General features: G+C 34.9%; 19 protein-coding genes. 17 read left to right on the top strand and 2 right to left on the bottom strand.

Annotated elements, in window-relative coordinates:
• Positions 1-25: 25 nt before the first annotated feature.
• From RUH95_RS11090 to RUH95_RS11025, 14 genes are all read left to right on the top strand, one after another.
• A complete protein-coding gene (locus RUH95_RS11090; RefSeq protein WP_313892935.1) occupies positions 26-775 on the top strand; it encodes a tyrosine-protein phosphatase in 750 nt (249 codons plus the stop codon).
• 46 nt (positions 776-821) lie between these two features.
• Entirely contained in the window at positions 822-1,565 is a 744-nt protein-coding gene (locus tag RUH95_RS11085; protein ID WP_313892934.1) for a YveK family protein, read from the top strand.
• Entirely contained in the window at positions 1,558-2,259 is a 702-nt protein-coding gene (locus RUH95_RS11080; protein WP_313892933.1) for a CpsD/CapB family tyrosine-protein kinase, read from the top strand. Before RUH95_RS11085 ends, RUH95_RS11080 begins: the two co-directional genes overlap by 8 nt.
• Positions 2,260-2,437: 178 nt before the next feature.
• Positions 2,438-3,607, top strand: coding sequence for an O-antigen ligase family protein (locus RUH95_RS11075; RefSeq protein WP_313892932.1), 1,170 nt, complete (start codon positions 2,438-2,440; stop codon positions 3,605-3,607).
• A gap of 28 nt (positions 3,608-3,635) precedes the next feature.
• Complete coding sequence (locus RUH95_RS11070; protein ID WP_313892931.1) at positions 3,636-4,697, top strand: acyltransferase family protein; 1,062 nt, start codon at positions 3,636-3,638, stop codon at positions 4,695-4,697.
• A 93-nt stretch (positions 4,698-4,790) separates the two neighbouring features.
• Positions 4,791-5,732, top strand: coding sequence for a glycosyltransferase family 2 protein (locus tag RUH95_RS11065; protein WP_313893100.1), 942 nt, complete (start codon positions 4,791-4,793; stop codon positions 5,730-5,732).
• On the top strand, positions 5,729-6,844 hold the full coding sequence (locus RUH95_RS11060) for a glycosyltransferase (RefSeq protein WP_313892930.1): 1,116 nt from the start codon (positions 5,729-5,731) through the stop codon (positions 6,842-6,844). The genes RUH95_RS11065 and RUH95_RS11060 overlap by 4 nt, the downstream gene beginning before the upstream one ends.
• Before the next feature lie 32 nt (positions 6,845-6,876).
• Entirely contained in the window at positions 6,877-8,400 is a 1,524-nt protein-coding gene (gene murJ, locus RUH95_RS11055) for a murein biosynthesis integral membrane protein MurJ (protein ID WP_313892929.1), read from the top strand.
• Between the two features lie 392 nt (positions 8,401-8,792).
• The gene (locus tag RUH95_RS11050; RefSeq protein WP_313892928.1) at positions 8,793-10,130 is read left to right on the top strand and encodes a GNAT family N-acetyltransferase; all 1,338 of its coding nucleotides are present in this window, start codon (positions 8,793-8,795) and stop codon (positions 10,128-10,130) included.
• A gap of 62 nt (positions 10,131-10,192) precedes the next feature.
• On the top strand, positions 10,193-11,293 hold the full coding sequence (locus RUH95_RS11045) for a glycosyltransferase family 4 protein (RefSeq protein ID WP_313892927.1): 1,101 nt from the start codon (positions 10,193-10,195) through the stop codon (positions 11,291-11,293).
• Positions 11,290-12,198, top strand: coding sequence for an NAD-dependent epimerase/dehydratase family protein (locus RUH95_RS11040; RefSeq protein WP_313892926.1), 909 nt, complete (start codon positions 11,290-11,292; stop codon positions 12,196-12,198). The genes RUH95_RS11045 and RUH95_RS11040 overlap by 4 nt, the downstream gene beginning before the upstream one ends.
• Positions 12,199-12,215: 17 nt before the next feature.
• Entirely contained in the window at positions 12,216-12,791 is a 576-nt protein-coding gene (locus RUH95_RS11035; protein ID WP_313892925.1) for a GNAT family N-acetyltransferase, read from the top strand.
• Between the two features lie 58 nt (positions 12,792-12,849).
• A complete protein-coding gene (locus tag RUH95_RS11030; protein WP_313892924.1) occupies positions 12,850-13,752 on the top strand; it encodes a polysaccharide deacetylase family protein in 903 nt (300 codons plus the stop codon).
• Positions 13,753-14,364: 612 nt separating this feature from the next.
• Positions 14,365-15,240, top strand: coding sequence for a 5'-3' exonuclease (locus RUH95_RS11025; protein WP_313892923.1), 876 nt, complete (start codon positions 14,365-14,367; stop codon positions 15,238-15,240).
• Here the strand turns inward: RUH95_RS11025 and RUH95_RS11020 are convergent.
• Entirely contained in the window at positions 15,237-15,746 is a 510-nt protein-coding gene (locus RUH95_RS11020) for a C39 family peptidase (RefSeq protein ID WP_313892922.1), read from the bottom strand. The two genes, RUH95_RS11025 and RUH95_RS11020, sit on opposite strands and share 4 nt — an antisense overlap.
• A 217-nt stretch (positions 15,747-15,963) precedes the next feature.
• Positions 15,964-16,281, bottom strand: a complete 318-nt coding sequence (locus RUH95_RS11015; RefSeq protein WP_313892921.1) for a thioredoxin family protein — start codon at positions 16,279-16,281, stop codon at positions 15,964-15,966.
• Positions 16,282-16,638: 357 nt separating this feature from the next.
• Between RUH95_RS11015 and RUH95_RS11010 the strand changes: the two genes are divergently transcribed.
• The 3 genes from RUH95_RS11010 to RUH95_RS11000 are packed head-to-tail and all read left to right on the top strand — an operon-like array spanning position 16,639 to position 22,048.
• Positions 16,639-19,023 (top strand): 3-hydroxyacyl-CoA dehydrogenase/enoyl-CoA hydratase family protein, encoded by a 2,385-nt coding sequence (locus RUH95_RS11010; protein ID WP_483880134.1) that lies wholly within the window; start codon positions 16,639-16,641, stop codon positions 19,021-19,023.
• A gap of 30 nt (positions 19,024-19,053) precedes the next feature.
• The gene (locus tag RUH95_RS11005; protein ID WP_313892920.1) at positions 19,054-20,229 is read left to right on the top strand and encodes an acetyl-CoA C-acetyltransferase; all 1,176 of its coding nucleotides are present in this window, start codon (positions 19,054-19,056) and stop codon (positions 20,227-20,229) included.
• Positions 20,230-20,266: 37 nt separating this feature from the next.
• Positions 20,267-22,048 (top strand): acyl-CoA dehydrogenase family protein, encoded by a 1,782-nt coding sequence (locus RUH95_RS11000; protein ID WP_313892919.1) that lies wholly within the window; start codon positions 20,267-20,269, stop codon positions 22,046-22,048.
• Positions 22,049-22,140 lie beyond the last annotated feature (92 nt).

The following is a 22,140-nucleotide window of genomic DNA, read 5'->3' as shown; positions in this document are numbered from 1 at the left end:
GAGTTTAACTGAAGGGGCGGTAGGATTGCTAGTAGATATTCATAATCATATTTTGCCTGGGCTAGATGATGGTCCTAATTCAATGGAAGAAGCTACTTTACTTGCTACTAATGCAGTTGCTAATGGGATAACTCATATAATTGCGACCCCTCATCATTGTAACGGAGAATATATGAATGTTTCCTCTGTAGTAAAAGAGGCGGTAGATCATTTAAACAAGGAGCTTATTGATAAAGCGATTCCTTTAGAAGTTTTACCTGGGCAAGAAGTTCATTTGAACATTAGCATTTTAGATGATTTAAATAATGATTTATTAACACTAGCCGATAGTGGGAAATATATATTAATAGAACTGCCGAGGAATCATATTCCTATCTTTACTTTGGAGATTCTTTTTAACATTCAATTAAGAGGGTTAATCCCGATAATTGTTCACCCTGAAAAAAATAGCGTACTCAGAAAAGATAAGCAAAAGCTTTATGAGTTAGTAAGTAGAGGATCTCTCGTACAAATAACTGCTTCCAGTTTAATAGGGATCCATGGTAGAGCGCTAAAAAAGTATACAAAAGATTTGATTAAGCATAATTTAGTACACTTCATATCTTCAGATGCACATCATTATAAGAAACGTCCTTTTTTATTGAAAGATGCATATCAATATGTTCGAAAAAAGATTTCTGAGGATTATGAAATGTATTATCGTGAGAATGCGAAGCATGTTCTATTCGGAACTGAATTTCGTCCAATGCAACCTATCAGTTTCAATAAGATTTAGTTGTGGTGCTATTCAACAAGACAGGCAAAAAGGGGGGATCACTTTTATGGAAGAAACGATCAGTCCACAGCAACTCGTTAAAATAATGAAGAAACGACTTTTACTCATAATCAGTATATTTGTTTTAGCGGTGACGATTGCAGGTGTAGTTAGTTACTTTTTTCTAACCCCTATTTATGAATCATCCACCCAAATTCTAATTAGCCAGAAAAAATTTGAGAGTGATCAATATAATACGCAGGACATTGAAATGAATCTTCAACTTATCAACACATATAGTGTCATTATTAAAAACCCTGTCATTCTATCCGAAGTTATTGAAAATCTAAATTTAAATACTACTCTTGAGAAACTCGATAAGAATATAAAGGTTAGTAGTGAGCAAAACTCACAAGTTATTAATGTAAGTGTTAAGCACCAAAGTTTAGATAAGGCCATAGATATAGCTAATATGACCTCTGAAGTATTCCAAAAAAAAATTCCTACACTAATGAACGTAGATAACGTTAAAGTGCTGTCGCCAGCAACTGTCAGTACAAATAATTTAAAGCCAGTAAGCCCAAGCCCAATACTCAATATGGCAATTGGAGCTGTTATTGGATTAATGTTAGGGGTTGGAATAACCTTCCTTATTGAATACTTAGACAATACGATTAAAACGGAGCAAGATGTGGATGAATTATTACAGTTACCAATTCTTGGTCTCGTCAGCCCAATTACTCAAAAAAAATCTAAAAAAAATAAACGAGTGGAGCTACCTAAGAAAGAAGAGGGGTGGAAAATTGTTTAAGAAGAAAAAAAAGCGTCTGCAACTCGGAAGAAAGCTTGTAACGAGCAACGATCCTAAATCAATTGTGTCAGAACAATTTAGAACTGTACGTGCGAATATCAAATTCGCTATGAAGGACAAGCAGCTAAGTACACTGCTATTTACTTCTACTTCTATAGGGGAAGGGAAGTCAACTGCAGCAGCTAATATTGCTATTGCTCTTGCACAAGAAGGGAAGAAGGTTCTTCTCGTCGATGCAGATTTGAGAAAACCGACGATGCATTACACATTTAATACACCCATTTCTCCAGGATTAACTAACTTACTTATGAGTCAATGGAATCTAGGAAGCATTATAAAAGACTCGGAAACAAAAGGCTTATGGATTATAACATGCGGACCTATACCTTCGAATCCAGCAGAACTTTTAGGATCGAATTCTATGGAAGCATTTATTCGAGATGTAAAAGATAGATATGACATTGTTATTTTCGACGCCCCTCCAGTACTTTCAGTTGCGGATGCACAAATTTTATCTGAAAAATGTGATGGAACCATTCTTGTCATCAGCTCAGGGACAACTGAAAAAGGCAATGCGATTAAAGCAAAAGAAGCACTTCTAGCTTCTAGGGCAAACATACTTGGTACGATTTTAAACAACTATAAACTGGAAAAGGGCCATTATTATAACCAGTACTATGGGGAAGCAGAGTGATAATTAATAAACTTATTTAAGAAAGGGAAAATCTATTTTGATAGGTAAAACTAAAAAAGTGACTCATATTTTCTTTCTTCTTATATATTTTGTTTTCCTATTTATTCAAGATAATATCATATTATTTTTGTGCATCAGTTCTATCCTATTCTTACTTGTATACAGAACATACTCTAAAATGTTTAAAAGCAAAGCTGAAACTTTAGTAGTATTGTTAGTTTTTTCAGTACCGTTGTCTTTTGTAAATATTTTGGGTATGCCTTATGGATCGTTTCCACTCTCTTGGTTTAATATTTTTATCCTTCTTTTTATTTTATCCATTTTATTTAATAAAAAGAAGAAAAGTATAGCTCTCAATGGGCTTTCTCTTATATCCATTATATATGGATTATATTTATGCATTCCAATATTAATATCCTTTGACAAGATAGACGCGATGCAACAGGTATTAAACTTAGTTATGTTTATCGTCACTATAGTAGTAGTAAACAGAAAGAACTTTTCTATTAATAGTAAAGATATTTTACAACTTTATTGTAATGTAACCTATTATATTTCAATAGCGGTAATCTTCCAGTTAGTTTATTTTAATTTCACAGGAATAATCACTGGACAGATTTCGTTTTATGCGACAAGGGTTGCTATTGGTTATTTATTTAGTGATGTAAGTTTCTTGTCTATATATTTAGCTTCTGGATTAGTAATTATGATCCTAACAACTAAGAGGTATTATTTCCATATTAATTTCTTTGTTATATTTTTAGCTTGTGTTATGACATCAGCTAGAACTGGAATCGTATCATTTATCATTATTTATGTTTTATTTTTAATTGTTAAATCTATAAACCAGTTAAATAGAAATCCTTTTAAATACTTTTTCTTTCTATTAATGACACCAACTATTTTATTATTTTTGTTGTTTATTATAAAAAAAACAAGGCCAAGTGATTATAATCTTTCTTCTGGAAGAATTGAAAGCTACCTTTCAAGTTTGCAACTTCTTAAGGAAAACTGGGCTTTTGGAGTAGGACTAGGTGTAGATTCGTTTTTTATAAATAATGGACAGGTAATACCTCATAATATTTTTGTTCAATTTTTAGTACAAACCGGTATATTAGGATTTCTTTTGTTAGTAGTTATTCTTACTTTAATAACTATTAACATCTATAGAAGTAATAAAAAATATATTTGGATTTGGTTATTAATACTATTGGGAGCGCAGTTTATTCCAGATATTATTCATTCGAGATTTATAATAGTCATTGCCATAATATTATTATCAAATAATTTCTTATTTAGCTACTTTGGGAAGAACGCTGACCAAGATAGTAATAGCACTATTGTTTAAATTTATTTGCAGTAAGGGGTGTATCTAATTGGGTGTAAATGAAAGACTGAAAGAAATCGATATTGTAAGAGGTATCACTATATTTTTAGTAGTGCTAGGACATACAGGGGTTACTGAAGTTTCAGAAGGTTTAGTAGCAGAAATATTTAGGGAGTTTAGAATGCCTTTATTTTTCATGGTTTCCGGATATTTGTTTAGTACAACTAAATATCTTGATAATATAAAAAATTTATTTACTGATAAGGCACGAACTTTACTAATACCGTATTTTTCTTTTTGTTTAATGTCTGCTGGAATATGGTTTTTATATTTAATTATTAGTAAGCAAAATGTGGTCTGGTGGGAACCGTTTATAGGAATGTTATATGGAAATGGAAATTGGATAGTTGAAAATACTCCTATATGGTTTTTGGTTAGTCTGTTCTGCGCGTTCATTGTTTTCAACCTTATTTTAAAGTTCTCCAAAAAGTTATCATTACTAAGCAAAACAACTGTATTTATAATTGTAGGAATTCTTGGCTATGGGATTAGTAGGATTGTTTGGCTGCCTTGGAGTTTAGATATAGCGTTAGTAGCTCTATTATTCATGTTTATAGGAAGTGTTTTGAAAGAAAAACGTGTTTTGTATAATCATAAAACAATGATAACTCTATTTGTTATTTCGGTATTTATATTCATAACAGTATTATATTTTAATGTGCCGGTAGATATGAATAATAGAGTGTATGGGAATCTATTTTTGTTTTATATGGGTGGAATCTCAGGTGGTTTCTTGATTTTATTTATTTCTAAATACCTTTTTACTAAAATTAAACTTATTTATTCGATATTTTCGTATATGGGAAGAGAATCAATTATTATTTTAGGGTTTCATTTTAGCGTAGGTTTTATGATTGCTGATTGGTTAGCGGCAGTAATTGGAATTGGAGGGGCCTTATTTACAACAGTTGTTGCAATCTCCAGTTCACTTTTGATAGGAATACTTATTAATAAGATACCTATATTTTTATTCTTATTTAAAGGAACAAGTTTACCAGTAAGAAAAGCATCTTCAATAAAGAGTGAAGGCATTTTAGAACAGGCGAAATGACATAGTTTTTGAGAAGTTCATTTTTTAGATGGAGCATGAATATACTTTGTTAATAGATTATTTAAAAACGGAGAAGGTGATTGTATAGACTTGGTGTCTGTTATTATACCTGTATTTAATAAGGAGAAGTACTTACACGTATCAATAGAAAGTGTTTTAAATCAGAGATATCAACATTTTGAGATAGTAGTTATAAATGATGGGTCTTCAGATGGTAGTGAAGATATTATATTAAACTTAATGGCTAAAGATCCTCGTATTAAATATATCAATCAAAAAAACCAAGGTGTTTCAGCTACTAGGAATAACGGTATTGAGCTTGCTAAAGGAAAGTATATTAGTTTTTTAGATGCCGATGATTATTATGATCCACTCTTTTTAGAGAAAATGGTTAATAAAATAGGGGACTATGAAGCTTGCTATTGTGGGCATTATTTTGTGAATCCTGATAATAGTAAAAAAAAGAGTAAGCAAGAGTTTTTAGATGGTGATATTTTATGTGAATATTTATTAAATAGATGTGTAGCTCATACAAATTCATGGCTGATTTGCAAAGAGTTTTTATTGGTGAATAATCTACGCTTTGAGGAAAATCTTGATTGCGGAGAAGACATGTTGCTATTTTCTAAGCTAATGACATTAAATACAGAAATACAGTGTGTAGAGGAATATTTGACATTTTATACGCAAGGAGTGAGTAATTCCTTAAGTTTTAATGATCTCAGCAAGATATACAAAGATATATTGTGGGTTAATATGTATAAGGATTTTTTAAACAAAACGAATATATCTAAATTTAGAAAGGAAAGGGCTATGGATACTATTAATGATTATAGGTTGCCAGCATTAATAGTATATCAGCTATGGGTGAATAGAAAATCATATAAAAAAGATGCATATTCGCTTGCTCTAAGTGAAGTAGAAATGTACATCAATGATATTAAGATAAGTAATGGACTAAGAAGTTTGAAGTTATATATGTACAGTAAGCTTTTAAAATTGTATCAAATTAAGCCAAAAGGAGGTTTGATGTGAGAGTTCTTCATATAATTCACCATCTGGATAGTGGCGGAGCCGAGAAGTTATTAGTTGATATTGCGGAAGAAATGAAGAATACCGGATTAAAGGTTGAAGTTCTAGTACTTTCAAATGATGGTGATATTTATAGTGAAAAACTGAAAAGTTTAGACGTTCCAGTGCATTTTAGTCCAGTAAATATCGTTTATCATCCATTACAACTTTTTGTGATAAAAAAGATTTTAAAGAATAACTTTGATATAGTTCACACTCATTTATATGCACCACAACTTTATATCGCGATCGTTAAGGGATTTCTAAATGTCCAAACAGTTTATATTACAACTGAGCATAACACATACAATAGAAGGCGCGATAAAAGGGTTTTTAAATATTTAGACAGTTGGATGTATAAGAAGTTCACAAAGATAATTGCAATTTCTGAAGGCACAAAAAATGAATTAAATAATTATCTCCCTTACACATCGAAGACCACAACTGTTATTTCAAACGGAATACGTTTGGAACAGTATATAGATGCAAAACCATTAAAACGAGAAGAACTTGTAAAAAAAATTAATGAAAATGATAAATTGATCATCATGATTGCAGCAATGCGGGAACAAAAAGACCATGAAACATTAATAAGAGCATCCAATCTGTTACCAGAAAACTATCATATTCTTTTTGTTGGTGAGGGAGATCGATTAAAAAAAGTAACTGATTACGCCAAGAAGTATGGAAATAATAATATCCATTTTCTAGGTAGACGCTTAGATGTTCCTTCGATTTTAAAAACATGTGATATTTTTGTATTATCTTCAAAATGGGAAGGTTTCGGATTAGTGGCAGTCGAAGCAATGGCAGCAGGTTTGCCAGTAATTGTTTCAAATGTTCCTGGATTAAGAGAAGTAGTAGATGGAGTAGGAAATTTTTTTGAAGTTGGAGATGAAAAAGAATTAGCACAACAAATTTTGAATACAGAAAATGAGACGATAGATAAACATGAAGCTAATAGTTTAAGAAATGAAAAATGTCTGTCATATAGTATAGAAAATACTGTTTCAGAATATCTACAAATTTATTTGGAAGCCATAAATAAACCGGAAAATTTCAAAATAATGCTTTGAAATTATAAAAAAAAGGACAAACCAGTGATACTATGAAAAAAATAGCCATACTTTTGATGATAATAGCGGTTCTTTCAAAAGCATCCGGATTTCTACGTGACATAACATTATCTTTTTTTTATGGTGCTACTAATACGAGCGATGCATATATTATTTCTGTTACAATAACGTCTGTTTTATTTAGTCTTATTATCACAGGAATTTCCACGGCATATATTCCCATGTACAAGCAGATTGAGCATAAGGGAGATCACCAAGCAACGACAATTTTTACTAATAATCTTATAAATATCGTCTTAATAATTACAACTGGTATTATTCTAATTGGGCTGATTTTTTCAAATGTTTTAGTAAAGCTATTTGCATTAGGTTTTGACGGAGAAACATTGAAAACGGCAGTTCTCTTCACAAGAATTGGCTTAGTAGGCGTATATTTTACTAGTATTACTCAACTTTTAATCAGTTATCTACAGTTGAACGGAAAGTTTATAGCACCTGCTATGATCGGTTTCCCTTTCAATTTGATTGTTATCCTTTCCATTTTTATCAGTGCACAAACGAATGTCATTGTATTAGCGATTGGTACTGTTATTGCTGCACTTTTTCAAATGCTTTTTTTATTTCCCTCACTTTATAAGACAAACTATCGATATATTCCAGTAGTTCATTTTACGGACAGTAATATAAAAAAAATGGCTGTTATTGTATTTCCAATTATGATTGGTATTTCTATTGATCAGATCAATCTAATGGTAGATAAAACAGTTGCTTCAACATTAGTCGAAGGTGGGATATCTGCATTAACGTATGCAAGTCGATTGAATGATTTTGTACAAGGTATTTTTGTTCTTTCATTTGTTACAGTAATGTTCCCCCTTATCTCAAGTATGGCTGCCGAAAAAAACATGGTGGACTTTAAAAGTTCTATTAACGAAATTATTTCAAGTGTAATTATTATCGTGATCCCTGCTAGCTTTGGAATAATGATTTTATCTGAACCCATAGTTAAGTTGCTTTATGGACATGGACATTTTGACGAAAAAGCAATTGATCTGACTTCTCAAGCCCTCTTTTACTACTCCATCGGAATGATAGGATATGGCATCAGAGAAGTATTAAATAGAATTTTCTACTCTTTTCAAGATACGAAAACTCCGTTGTATAGTGCTACTATTTCAGTCGTTTTAAACATTATTTTAAACTTGATCTTATCTACTTATATGGGAATTGGCGGACTTGCACTCGCTACAAGTATTTCAGCCCTTTTTTGTTCTGCACTTTTAGTTATCAATCTCAGAAAAAAAATTGGTTCGTTCGGTTTGAAAGGTTATTTTATTACTTTTATGAAAGTTATTCTTGCCTCTTCAATGATGGTTATAATGGTTTATATTTTATACGAATATGTATTAACAGGATGGCATACGTTATTCAAAATGCTAACAGTCGTTAGTGCAGGAAGTATTTTCTATCTCATTCTCATTACATTATTTAAAGTAAAAGAAACTAAACTACTTTTGATTTTTTTACGTAGAATTGCTCATTTGAAAAAAATATAAATACTCACGAAGGGATAGATATCCTGAAAAATTTGGAACTAATAACACTTACATCATTGGAACAATTAGATGAATTTCGAGATGATTGGTCTTTTATTTTGGAGGAAAATGTAAATACGAACCCTTTTATTGAATTCAACTGGGTATATAAATGGTGGGAAATTCTAGGGGAAGAAAGCAAAATAGAAATTATAGTAGTACTAGATCATAAAAAAGTGGTCGCCTTTTTACCATTTTTGTATAACAAGAAAGGCTTCGTATACACATACAATTTTATTGGATTTGGTCATGCAAATTATATGGATTTCATCTCTTATGAGCATAATTTGGAATACGTGCTGGAATTCGCAATTGACTATATTATTCGAGCTCGAAAGCATGTCGTTTTTTATTTGCATGGGCTACTTGAAAGTGCTTTTTCACATAGAAAACTGGAAGTGTACCTAAGAAAAAAGAAACTTGGCTATTCCACGCATAGGGTTATAACACCATATATCAATTTAGATAAATTACAAATGGAGGAATATATAAAAAAAAGAAAAAAACTACACAGGTTAGATAGAAGAGAAAAACGGATTCGAGAAAACGGGGATGTTCAGGTACTAATTAAAGGACCTGAAGAAATGGAAACGATACACAAAATTCATGATAAACGCTGGAAGAAGAAGCATGATACCAGTGGTTTTACTAATTTAAGAGAGAAAGTTTTTTTTGAAAGTTTGGCACTGCTTCAAGAGGGGGTGCTTAAAACAGAGATCGATGGACTTTATATGGATGACCGGATGATTGCTTTCAATTATGGATTTGAATGTAGAGGAAGATATATTAGCTATGTTTTAGGTTTTGATGATGATTTTGAAGTATTTAGTCCAGGTAGAATTCTTGAAAAAGAAAAAATTCTTCAATGTGGTCGACGAGAACTTAATATTTTCGATTTAAGTATTGGTTATGAGACGTATAAGTTTGACTGGAATACGGATCTCGATTATACAAAAAAAGTGATTTTTTCATCTAAAACGCTATTAGCCCAAATCAATCGGATGTTTTTAACCACTAAAGAATCAATCATTTCACGAATAAAGATTCATCAAAGTCTAGTAATGTTTAAGAGAAATAAAATAGGAAAGATACTTTATGTATTGAAAAACCTATTCAATAAAAATGAATACAAAGATGTGTGGCAAGCAATAGTCAATTTTGTTCAACCAAGGTGGAACTCCTTATTTGAATGGAAGCAATATTGTATTTATGAGATAGACAGAAAAAAAGTTTCGGAATTTGTGGGAAGTCAAGATTTTATGCGATTACACATTACTGATGCAATTAATAACGAGACTATTAAATATCATATGAAGGCTATTTGTACAAAAGTATACGGTGCATTTAAAGGGTATTACCCTCGAAATCTGCTATCTTTTAAGGACATATTTTGGATCAATGAAAAGGTTATACGTATTGATGATGTTTCCTATTTGAAGGATTTAAAAAAAAGCTCCGTCTTTATTGAAAATTGGACAATGAGTAATTTACGTGATATTTGCTCTTTTGTGCATAAGCAGAGTAAAGCAAACAAAATATTTATATGTGTAAAAGCAAAATCTACAAAAGAAATAGCTGCAATTGAAGAGGTTGGGTTTACTTTAAATCAACTAATAGTTAAAAGAACAGTCTTTGGATATTCAATAGTGCCAACTTCGAATGGAAGTGTTTTACCGAATCTAAAAAGTTGAAAAGCATATGGAATAACACTAGCTCTCAAAAAGTTCCTACGATAGAAAAAGAGGGATTCTTGATGAAAATTGTTCAGTTAATCACACATATGAATGAAGTAGGCGGAGCTCAAGTTCATGTTCGGGATTTGTCTAAGCAGTTAGCATATGACGGTCATTTAGTGACGATTATTTCAGGTGGAGATAACATAATTGCAGAGGATTTGTTATTAGAAGGTGTTACTTATACTCATAGTGAGTTTCTAATTCGAAACATTAATGTCTTTAGAGATGTTCTAGCTTTTTTTGAAATCAGGAAAATACTGAAGAAAGTTCAACCAGATATTGTAGCAATTCATTCTTCAAAGGCAGGAATTGTAGGAAGACTAGCTTGTTGGTCTACTCGAATACCATGTGTATTTACTGCTCATGGTTGGGCATTTACAGAAGGTGTAGAGAAAAAGAAGCAGCTAGTTTATCGACAAATTGAAAAGTGTGCTGGAAAACTATCGAAAAAGGTTATTACGGTTTGTGATCAAGATAGAAACCTTGCTCTTCGTCATCAAGTGCTGATGCCGGAGAAAGTGATAACCATTCATAATGGAGTATTGGATACAAAGAATGCTGCATTAAAAAAAGATAATAGTGAAGTAGTAACTATTATTATGGTCGCTCGTTTTGAAAAACCAAAACAACAATTAGAGCTCCTAGAGGCGCTTCTGCATATAAAAGAATTGAATTGGCATATGATTTTTGTAGGTGATGGAAACTTAAAGCAGGAATCTGCTCAATTTGTACAAGATAATTATTTAGGAAACAAAGTGACTTTCTTAGGAAGTCATTCAAATGTATCGGAGCTTTTAAGTGCAGCTGACCTTTTTGTGCTTACCTCAGAGTGGGAAGGACTTCCTTTAAGTATTTTAGAGGCAATGGCTCATAGATTGCCGATAATAGCATCTAATGTTGGAGGGATAAAGGAAGCAGTTAGAGACTCGGAAAACGGTTTTTTGATTCAAGATAATTTATCTGAACTTCTTTCCAGATTAATAGAAAATGAATTACTTCGAAAGCAAATGGGAGAAAAGAGCAGAGAAATATACGAGGCGAGTTTTACGTTTGAAAAAATGTACGCAAAAACGATTGCAACATATAAAAACTTAATTGTATCGGGGGATAACTTATGAAAGTATTGGTGACTGGAGCGGCTGGATTTATAGGTTCTAATGTTGTACAAGCATTAGTAGATCAACAGTTCGAAGTAGTTGCAGTAGACAACTTATCGATTGGTAAGCGAAGTAATATAGCTAAAGATACATTGTTCTATGAAATGGATATTACGAGTAACGAACTAGAAGAAGTGTTTCGGGAAGAGAGACCGGACTATGTAATCCATTTAGCTGCCCAATCTTCTGTATTAAAGTCTATGAGTGAGCCAATGGAAGATTGTCAATCCAATTTAGTAGGTACGCTAAATATTTTAAGATTATCCAAGTTGAACAATGTGAGGAAAATTGTTTTTGCTTCTACTGCCGCTGTATATGGAAATCCTACTATTTTTCCTATTGCAGAGGATAGTAAGCTTTCTACCCTGTCATTCTATGCTCTATCCAAACTTTCTGCAGAGAAGTATATTCAGTTATACGAAAAAATGTTTGGTTTAAAAAGCTGTATTTTACGGTTTTCAAATGTATTTGGACCTAAGCAAACGAGTGGAGTTATTCCAATTCTTACAAACTGTCTGTTAGAGGGAACGAATCCAGTCATTTTTGATGGAAATCAAACAAGAGATTTTATATATGTAAAAGATGTAGCAGCAGCTTGTATTCAATCATTAATGTCTGATAACACAGGGATTTTTAATATTAGCTCTGCAACAGAAATATCCATTCAACAAGTGTATGAAGAATTATCGGAACTTACAGGAGCTCTGACAGAACCAATTTATGATTTACTACGAGAAGGAGAGATCGAAAGAAGTGTTCTTTCCAACGAAAAAGCAATAGCATCTCTTGAGTGGAGACCATCTTATAGTTTAATAGCTGGGTTAAAAGAAATGCTTCAGCAAAATATGCACGTAACGCAAACTTAATTCGATTGGAGGATTATTTGGAGCTTATTTCAATTACTACTTATAAGCATCTATCGATATACGAGGAAGAATGGTTGGCCATTTTAAAGGAAAATCAAAACTCAAACCCTTTCATCGAATATGAATTTGTTTGTAATTTGTTGAAGTCTTTAGAAGGGCATGGAGAAGTGAAGATATATGCAGTAAAAGAGCATAATAGAATGATTGCATTTTTTCCGTTTCAACTGAAAAAAACATGGTTTGGGTATATAATGCATTTTTTAGCTCCTGAGGAAACGAAAATGATGGATATAGTTGCAAAAAAAAGAGATGTAGATCGGGCTATCATGTTTGTTTTTGATGAGATTATTACTTACAAGAAAAATACTATTTTTCATTTGCATGGATTAGTAGAGAGTGGGGGTACTCCTTCTAAGATATCCAATTATTTAAAAGCAAGAAACATGAAAGAGCAAAATATAACCAAAAATAATGATGGCAATGGCTTAAGTAAGATAATTTTTTCAACAAGTATTTTAAAGGCAAAAACATATCGAAACTTTTTGTGGGTAAAGGATTCGTTTAATTCTAAAAAAATGGAGAGGAAAGGGTGAGGAACTGGGCGCGCTCATTATTTCATTAGATACGGAGTTAAATTGGGGGGTACATGATGTGTTTCCTCTTGAAACATATGGAGCAAATATACTAGGAGCACGTCTAGCGATACCAGAAATTTTAAAGCTGTTTTTGAAGTACGATATTCATGCAACATGGGCAGTCGTAGGGTTGCTTTATTGTAAAAATAAAAAAGAGCTTTTAACTTGCTTGGAAGGTTTAAATATTCCATACGATAACGACGCCTTTTCTCCGGTGCATAACCTACCTAACGTCGGGGAGGATGAAGTGAATGATCCTTATCATTATGGACATTCACTTATTGAAGCTATGAAAGAAATTCCAAATCAAGAAATCGGCACGCATACATTCACGCATTATTATTGCCTGGAGGATGGACAACGTAGCGAGCATTTTGAGAAAGACTTGCAAGCGGTTGTTCGTTTGAAAGAAGCCAGTACTTCACTAGTATTTCCAAGAAATCAAGTGAATTCCAATTATTTGGAGCTATGTCGTGAATACGGAATAACTGCTTATCGAGGCAATGAAGAGGCATGGATCTATGGGCCATATATGAAAAAAACGAATACGAAAATACGTCAAATGCTTCGGCTAATGGACGCTTATATAAATTTATCGGGTCATCATACATTTTCAATGAAGGATATTGAAATAGAGCCGATTGCCAATATAAAGTCGAGCCGTTTTCTGCGCCCGTATAGTAATAGGTTAAAGGTGTTGGAAGGGCTCCGTTTGAAGCGAATTAAAAACAGTTTGACACATGCTGCTAAAAATAATGAGTTGTATCATTTATGGTGGCATCCACATAATTTCGGGAAAAATATAGAAGAGAATTTGTGGTTTTTAGAGGAAATATTAATACATGTGGAGTATTTGAAGGGGAAGTATGGTTTCGAGAGCATGCATATGAGAGATGTCGTGGGTCTAAGGGGAAAGTAAAAATTCCCTTTAGGCTTTTTTAGGTGATTTACGTCCTCATTCGTACTTTACATATGGTGTGTCTTAGTGAATAGCCCCTATGCCTTCGCGCTTGCCGCACTTTGCATGAGCCAACTTGCGCTGCGCGGCTTGAGTCTCATACTTCGGCTCAAGCGGCCAGGCACGCTACGGCATTCAGTAAATCTCTATCTATATAGGTTAGTAATCATAGGGCTGAACGATAAAATGTGACGATCCATTTTCTATTTTAATTTACTTTCCCATCTGTCACTCTACGTTTTAGTTGGAAAAATGGAAGGCTTAGTTAGAATTTTAGAGCATTTAGTTGGAAAAAAAAGCAGGTTTAGTTGGAAAAATTTTTAATAGAGGAATAGCCTGAAAGCTTCTAACATGCTCGATTGGATTGGAGCGAAAGAGCCGGCGACACCAGTGGCTGAAGCTGTGCCTGCAGTAAGCGTTCGACTCTGTAGCGCAAATCCCTGCCGAAACCATTAAATAAAATGGTTAATCAACACACGTAGGTGCTTTTATTACTTTATTTCCTGATAACTCTAGAAACATGCGGCTCATGATATACTAAATGTAAATCTACTATAAAAAAGGATGTTTGAAATGGCTCAAGAGAAACCACATGTATTAGTAATAGATGGAATGGCATTATTATTTCGCTCGTTTTTTGCAACGGCGATGTCTGGGAACTATTTTAAGAATGATAAAGGAATACCAACAAATGCAGTGCAGGGATTTGCAAGACATGTACTTGCCGCGCAAACCCTAATGCAGCCAACACATATGGCAATTTGTTGGGACAAAGGTGCCAACACATTTCGTAATGAGTTATACGATGGCTATAAAGCAAATCGTCCGAAGCCAGCAGAAGAACTTATTCCTCAATTTGATATGGCACAAGATTTATCAGAGCATTTAGGGTGGATGAATTTTGGAATTATTGGCATGGAGGCAGATGATACAATCGCTTCGGTTACGCATAAATGGCAAGAGGATGCGAAGTTCACAATCGTAAGTGGAGATAAAGATTTATTGCAATTGTTACACCCATCTACTGAAATTGCCTTTACGAAAAAAGGATTTACGATATATGACGTATACGATGAAGCGCGATTCTTAGAAGAGTATGGTATTTCGCCGTTATTATTCCCAGATGTTAAAGCATTTATGGGAGATTCGAGTGACGGCTATGCAGGAGTAAGAGGCATTGGACCAAAAACAGCATTACAATTAGTGCAAACATATGGAACAGTGGAAAATGTTATCGACTCTCTTCATTTATTGAAAGCAGGGCAACGTACGAAAATCGAAACAGATTTAGAGATGCTTAAGCTTTCTAAGGAGCTTGCGACAATTCGACGAGATGTTCCGATTGAAGCAGAATTGGATCATCTGATTGTGAAGGGTATCCCGTCTTCTAAGCATGATTACCTATATGATAATGGTTATACGATTTTAGCGAGACAGTTGAAAAATTAATTCGGTGTAATTTGAACAAATGTAAGGACAGAAGCATTTTCTGCGTATCGTACTTTGCGAATGGTACTTTCTCTATTTCTGCCTCCATTATCATGAATGATTAAAAAGAGTTCGGCGTTTTTTATTTCGTAGCCAATTAGTGGAACCCAGTGGTAGGCAAATGTGAATTTTTTATTCCATTGGAATGTAAAATACTTATCGAATTTCAAAGCAACAGGGCGACCACTTTTTAACTCGTGTAAGGCCGAGTGGAGGGAACATTTTACTACTTTCCATTCAGGTCCAATAATTTTTCGCGTGTTGCGAATAAAACGATGCGTAAATAATCCAATGCGAGTTCCGCCAAGTTTGCTATACATGTCGTTTGGGGTATAGGGACATGCGTTTGGCAAAAGATAGTTTAATAGAACAAATGCGGTAACTGGACCACAGGCAGAAGCTTGATAGTTTGGATGAATAGAAGCGTCATATTGAGAAAGTCCTTGTAAAGGTAATTGGATTTGCATTTCTATCATCTCCTTATATAGAAGAAAGGCTGCTCCTCATTGGAACAGCCTTTTTGATTAGTTAAGAAAGTAAAAACTTTCCTACATAGTAATTGTCTAGCTACAGCGCCTAGCCCCTCGGGGTCTAATGTGAAAAAGCTCCGGAGGCTGGGGAACTGCCTCCTCGCTTTTCCCCATTTGCCTGTCGGGGCAGACATAGGCGCTTACGCATTTCTTTTTAATTTTGAGCGTCTAGAAATTCTGTTACTTGATCCGGAGATTTTGCGTTTGCGCTGTGTAAATGTGCTTTTTTCTCTCCGTTTTGATAAATAAGAAGACTTGGGATTCCCATTACTTCATATTTTTCAGCGATTTCTGGTAACTCATCGCGATTTACTTCATACCATGTATATTGATTGTACTTTTCAATAATTGGATCGATAAACATTTCCATGCGTCGGCAATCCGGGCACCAGCCAGCTTCGAATTTTACTAGTACTTCTTCGTTGCCACCAATAATTTCATTAAATTGTTCAGCAGTTGTAATTTTTTTCATATGATGAACCTCCAAGCATTTTTTTTTACTTGTGTGAAAGTCTAAACTTTCAAACCAAGTAATTGTCTAGCTACAGCGCCTAGCCCCTCGGGGGTCAAATGTGAAAAAGCTGTGGTGGCTGGGGAACTGCCTCCTCGCTTTTCCCCATTTGCCTGTCAGGGCAGAAATAGGCGTTTCCGCTTTTCTTATCAGTTTACACTTTTTTCGAATGACTAGAAAGAAAAATGTACTTTTCATCATTTTATTATTGCGAAAATTTAAAATTTGTTCTAAACTAAAGGATATAGAGATTACGTCTATTTTTTTTAACTGTAAAATGAATGAGTATTCATTCAAGACGAAGGGGAGGCTTTGCACGTGGCTTATCAAATCAAAAAGGCAGCTGTACTTGGCTCAGGGGTAATGGGATCTGGAATTGCTGCACATCTAGCAAACATCGGTATTCCAACATTATTATTAGACATCGTTCCAAACGAAGTCAATAAAGAAGAGGAAGCAAAAGGGTTAACAATAGAACATCCTACTGTTCGAAATCGCTTTGCTCAAACGGCTTTACAAAAATTATTAAAACAAAAACCAGCACCACTAACATCTAAGAAAAACTTGCAGTTAATAACTGCTGGGAATTTAGAAGATGATTTAGGAAAGTTAAAAGATGTGGACTGGATTATAGAAGTAATTGTTGAAAACTTAGAAGTGAAGAAAAACTTATACGCAAAAATAGATGCAATCCGAAGTTCTGGTACAATCATTAGTTCTAATACTTCAGGTATTAGTATCAACGCAATGCTAGAGGGACGTTCAGAAGATTTTAGTAAGCATTTCTTAGGAACGCATTTCTTTAATCCACCTCGTTATTTGAAGCTATTAGAAGTAATTCCAGCTAATACTACTGCTCCTGAAGTGGTCGAGTTTATGAAACATTTCGGGGAAGATACATTAGGAAAAGGTGTTGTTTTAGCAAAAGACACACCGAACTTTATCGCCAACCGAATTGGGACATATGGTTTGCTTGTAACACTTCGTGAAATGCTTGCACGTGGATATTCTGTCGGAGAAGTAGATTCCGTTACAGGTCCATTAATCGGGCGTCCGAAGTCCGCAACATTCCGTACACTTGATGTTGTTGGTTTAGACACATTTGTTCATGTAGCGAAAAATGTATATGACCAAACATCTGGCGAAGAGCAAAAAGTGTTTGAAGTCCCTGCGTTTATGCATAAAATGCTTGAAAATAAATGGCTTGGAGCAAAAACAGGTCAAGGTTTCTTCTTGAAAAAGGATAAAGAAATTTTGGAACTTAATCCAGAAACGCTAGAATACGAGCCTTCCAAGAAACTAAAAACAGCCTCTATGGAAATGGCGAAACAACAAAAAGGTCTTGCTGCAAAAGTGAAAACGTTAACATATGCAAAAGATCGTACTGGTGAACTGTTATGGAGCATATTAAGTCCGACTCTACTATATTCAGCAGAGCTTCATGGAGAAATTGCAGATGATATCGTATCGATCGACCAAGCGATGAAATGGGGATTCGGCTGGGAGCAAGGACCATTTGAAGTTTGGGATGCAATCGGCGTAAAAGAGTCGGTTGATAAAATGCAAGCTGACGGAAAAGAAATTCCTACGTTTGTACAGTCTTTATTGGATAAAGGCTTTGAAACATTTTATAAAGAAGTAGATGCGGATCTTTATTTCTTCGATGGCATGGACTATCAATTAGTTCCGGTCAATGAAAAAGTAATTGATTTGAAAAGATATAAGAAAAAACATGGCGTCATTAAAAAGAATTCTGGTGCTAGTTTAATAGACTTAGGTGATGGAATTGCTTTACTTGAATTCCACTCACAATCGAATTCTATTGGTTTAGATATTATTCAAATGATTAACTTTGCAGTAGATGAAGTGGAGAAAAACTACAACGGCTTAGTAATCGGTAACCAAGGGAAAAATTTCTGTGTTGGCGCTAATCTTGGATTGATTTTGATGGAGGCACAAGACGACAATATTTTCGAATTAGACTTTGTTGTTCGTAGTTTCCAAAATGCGATGATGAAAATTAAATACTCAGCGAAACCTGTAGTAGCGGCACCATTTGCAATGACATTAGGTGGTGGAGCAGAAGTTTGCTTGCCAGCAGCTCATATTCAAGCGTCGATGGAAACGTATATGGGTCTAGTGGAAGCGGGAGTTGGCCTAATCCCTGGTGGTGGGGGCAATAAAGAGCTTTATGTGAAGCATTTAAAAGGTCTTCCAAACGGTGTTCAAGTAGATTATCAATATGTTGCGAATAAAGTATTTGAAACGATTGCAATGGCAAAAGTTTCTACTTCTGGTGAAGGAGCACGCGAAAACAATTTCTTAAACTTCGCGGATGGCGTAAGCGTTAATCCAGACCATCTACTATATGATGCAAAACAAGCAGCACTTGCGCTGTTTGAAGGTGGCTATAAAGCACCACTTCGTGAAAAAATTCCAGTTACAGGAGCATCTGGTTATGCAACTTTACTTTTAGGTGCAGAAGGAATGTTCTTATCAGGATTTATCAGTGAACATGATTTGAAAATCGCGAAAAAGCTTGCTTATGTGCTTTCAGGTGGAAAAGTTCCATACGGCACATTAATCGATGAACAATATATGCTGGATCTGGAAAGAGAAGCATTTTTAAGTCTTGTAGCTGAACCAAAATCGCAAGCAAGAATGCAACATATGTTAGTAAAAGGAAAACCGTTACGCAACTAAGGCTGCGTTGGTCATTAAGGAGGAAAACTCATGCGTGAAGCAGTTATCGTAGCAGGTGCGAGAACACCAGTCGGGAAAGCGAAAAAAGGATCTTTGGCAACAGTTCGTCCGGATGATTTTGGAGCACTAGTTGTAAAAGAAACATTGAAACGAGCGGGAGGATACGATGGCCCAATTGATGATTTAATATTAGGTTGTGCAATGCCAGAAGCAGAGCAGGGTATGAATGTTGCTCGTAATATCGGAGCATTAGCAGGACTTCCAGATACAACTCCAGCAATTACTGTAAACCGTTTTTGTTCATCTGGTTTGCAGTCGATTGCATACGCAGCGGAGCGAATTATGCTCGGATCTTCGGAAGCAATTATTGCAGGTGGAGTAGAGTCGATGAGTATGGTTCCAATGATGGGAAATACGATTCGTCCAAATTCATACTTGGCAGAAACAGCACCGCAATATTATATGGGAATGGGTCACACAGCCGAGCAAGTTGCGATTAGATACGGAGTTAGCCGCGAAGACCAAGATGCTTTTGCAGTTCGTTCACATGAGCTAGCTGCTGCTGCTATTGCTGCTGGTAAATTCAATGATGATATCGTACCTGTTGAAGTGATCAAGCATTATGTAGATGAAAGTAATAAGGCGCAAGAAAAGAAGTTTTTATTTGAAATGGATGAAGGAGTTCGTGTCGGCACGAGTATCGAAACGCTTGCAAAATTGCGCCCGGCATTTAATGTTCGAGGGTCGGTTACAGCAGGTAACGCTTCTCAAACATCTGACGGGGCAGGCGCAGTACTTGTGATGGACCGTGAAGTTGCAGAAGCACAAGGATTAAAACCGATTGCTAAGTTCCGTTCGTTTGCAGTAGGTGGAGTTGCACCTGATGTAATGGGAATTGGTCCAATTGTTGCAGTTCCAAAAGCACTAAAGCTTGCTGGCTTATCTATAGAAGACATTGATATTTGGGAGATTAATGAAGCATTCGCTTCTCAATCTATTCAAGTAGTCCGTCATCTAGGAATTGATATTGATAAAGTGAATGTCAATGGTGGAGCAATTGCATTAGGGCATCCACTTGGGGCAACTGGAACGATTTTAACGTTGAAAATGATGAGCGAGTTAAAACGCCAAGGGAAACAGTTCGGAGTAGTAACGATGTGTATCGGCGGCGGTATGGGTGCTGCTGGTGTATTTGAACTTTTATAAGCAATGAAAATGAATGATCACATAGGGGGATAACGAAATGACACAAGTTCAAGATGTAGTTAAAGGCGGAGCTTTTTTAGTAGAAGATATTGACGCAAGTCGCATATTTACACCTGAGGATTTTACTGATGAGCAAAAAATGATTGCCAAAACAACAGAAGATTATGTAGCGAATGAAGTTTTACCGGTAGTGGAAAACTTAGAAAATCATGAGTTTGAGCATTCTGTTCGTTTATTGAAATCAGCAGGAGATCTTGGATTATTAGCAGCAGATATTCCAGAAGAATATGGCGGGCTTGGATTAGATAAAGTTTCTTCTGCATTAATTGCGGAAAAATTGTCTGTCGTAGGTGGATTCTCGATTACGCACGGAGCGCATGTTGGGATCGGTACATTGCCAATTGTACTTTTCGGAAACGAAGAGCAAAAGCAAAAGTACTTACCAAACTCAGCGTCTGGTGAGAAAATCTCTGCTTATGCTTTAACAGAGCCAGGTTCAGGTTCAGATGCTTTAGGAGCAAAAACAACTGCTAAATTAAATGCAGAAGGAACGCATTATGTATTAAATGGTGAAAAACAATGGATTACGAATGCAGGCTTTGCAGATGTATTTGTTGTTTATGCGAAAATAGACGGAGATAAGTTTTCTGCTTTTATCGTAGAAAAAGAATTCTCTGGCGTTTCAGTAGGGGCAGAAGAAAAGAAAATGGGTATTAAATCTTCTTCTACTCGTACACTTATTTTACAAGACGCACAAGTTCCAGTAGAAAACCTACTTGGTGAAATCGGACGTGGTCATGTTATTGCATTCAATATTTTAAATATTGGTCGTTACAAATTAGGAGTAGGAACTGTTGGTGGTTCTAAACGTGCTTTAGAGTTAGCTATTTCTTACTCGAACCAACGTCAGCAATTTAAAACACCAATTTCTTCATTTAATCTAACGAAACAAAAATTAGCTACAATGGCTTCTAAATTATATGCTACGGAAAGCTTAATCTATCGTACTGTAGGTTATTTTGAAGATCGTATGAGCCAATTAAGTGAAGCTGAGCAAAAAGACGGAAAAGCAATTGCAGCTTCTATTGCAGAATATGCGATTGAATGCTCTATTAACAAAGTAGTAGGTTCCGAAGTTCTTGACTATATCGCTGACGAAGCAGTTCAGCTACATGGTGGATATGGTTTCATGCAAGAATATGAAGTAGAGCGTATTTACCGTGACTCTCGTATTAACCGTATTTTTGAAGGGACAAATGAGATTAATCGTCTAATCGTTCCAGGTACTTTCTTGAAGAAAGCAATGAAAGGCGAGCTTCCACTTCTTCAAAAAGCACAAAGCTTACAAGAAGAGTTATTAATGATGATGCCGGAAGAAGTTGGCGATGAGCCACTTGCACAAGAAAAAGTATTAGTAGCTAATGCGAAGAAAATCGGTATACTTGTAGCAGGCTTAGCTGCACAACGCTTCGGTACGAAACTAGAAGCAGAGCAAGAGATTCTTGTGAATATCGCAAATATCGCAAATAACTTATTTGCAATGGAATCAGCTCTATTACGTACAGAAAAAGCAATTGGCCGTGACGGCGTAGAAAAAGCACATCAAAAACTTCTGTATACAGAAATTTTCTGCCAAGAGGCATTTGATGAAATTGAAAAAGCAGCGAAAGAAACGCTTATTGCATCAGTGGAAGGCGACAATTTACGCATGATGATTTCAGCTCTTCGTAAATTAACTCGTTACAATCCGTCTAATGTTATTCTTAAAAAGCGCGAAGCTTCCGTTAAACTAATCGATGCGGAGAAATATGTTGTATAAATACAAAGAAAAAGCTGATTCTTATGAATCGGCTTTTTTTAGATTAGTATAGACTGGATTACGTTACAAGCGGACGCTTTCCGCGGGCGTTG

The organism is Psychrobacillus sp., from assembly GCF_032154225.1.
Classification (GTDB): domain Bacteria; phylum Bacillota; class Bacilli; order Bacillales_A; family Planococcaceae; genus Psychrobacillus.
The sequence above is the reverse complement of the archived record's forward strand: the minus strand, read 5'-3'. Positions and strand labels throughout refer to the sequence as shown.

Bases quoted from the DNA above. Each gene is read 5' to 3' on its own strand.
- RUH95_RS11085 (WP_313892934.1), top strand. From the start codon at position 822: ATGGAAGAAACGATCAGTCCACAGCAACTCGTTAAAATAATGAAGAAA.
- RUH95_RS11075 (WP_313892932.1), top strand. From the start codon at position 2,438: ATGTTTAAAAGCAAAGCTGAAACTTTAGTAGTATTGTTAGTTTTTTCA.
- murJ (WP_313892929.1), top strand. From the start codon at position 6,877: ATGAAAAAAATAGCCATACTTTTGATGATAATAGCGGTTCTTTCAAAA.
- RUH95_RS11045 (WP_313892927.1), top strand. From the start codon at position 10,193: ATGAAAATTGTTCAGTTAATCACACATATGAATGAAGTAGGCGGAGCT.
- RUH95_RS11040 (WP_313892926.1), top strand. From the start codon at position 11,290: ATGAAAGTATTGGTGACTGGAGCGGCTGGATTTATAGGTTCTAATGTT.
- RUH95_RS11025 (WP_313892923.1), top strand. From the start codon at position 14,365: ATGGCTCAAGAGAAACCACATGTATTAGTAATAGATGGAATGGCATTA.
- RUH95_RS11020 (WP_313892922.1), bottom strand. From the start codon at position 15,746: ATGCAAATCCAATTACCTTTACAAGGACTTTCTCAATATGACGCTTCT.
- RUH95_RS11015 (WP_313892921.1), bottom strand. From the start codon at position 16,281: ATGAAAAAAATTACAACTGCTGAACAATTTAATGAAATTATTGGTGGC.
- RUH95_RS11005 (WP_313892920.1), top strand. From the start codon at position 19,054: ATGCGTGAAGCAGTTATCGTAGCAGGTGCGAGAACACCAGTCGGGAAA.
- RUH95_RS11000 (WP_313892919.1), top strand. From the start codon at position 20,267: ATGACACAAGTTCAAGATGTAGTTAAAGGCGGAGCTTTTTTAGTAGAA.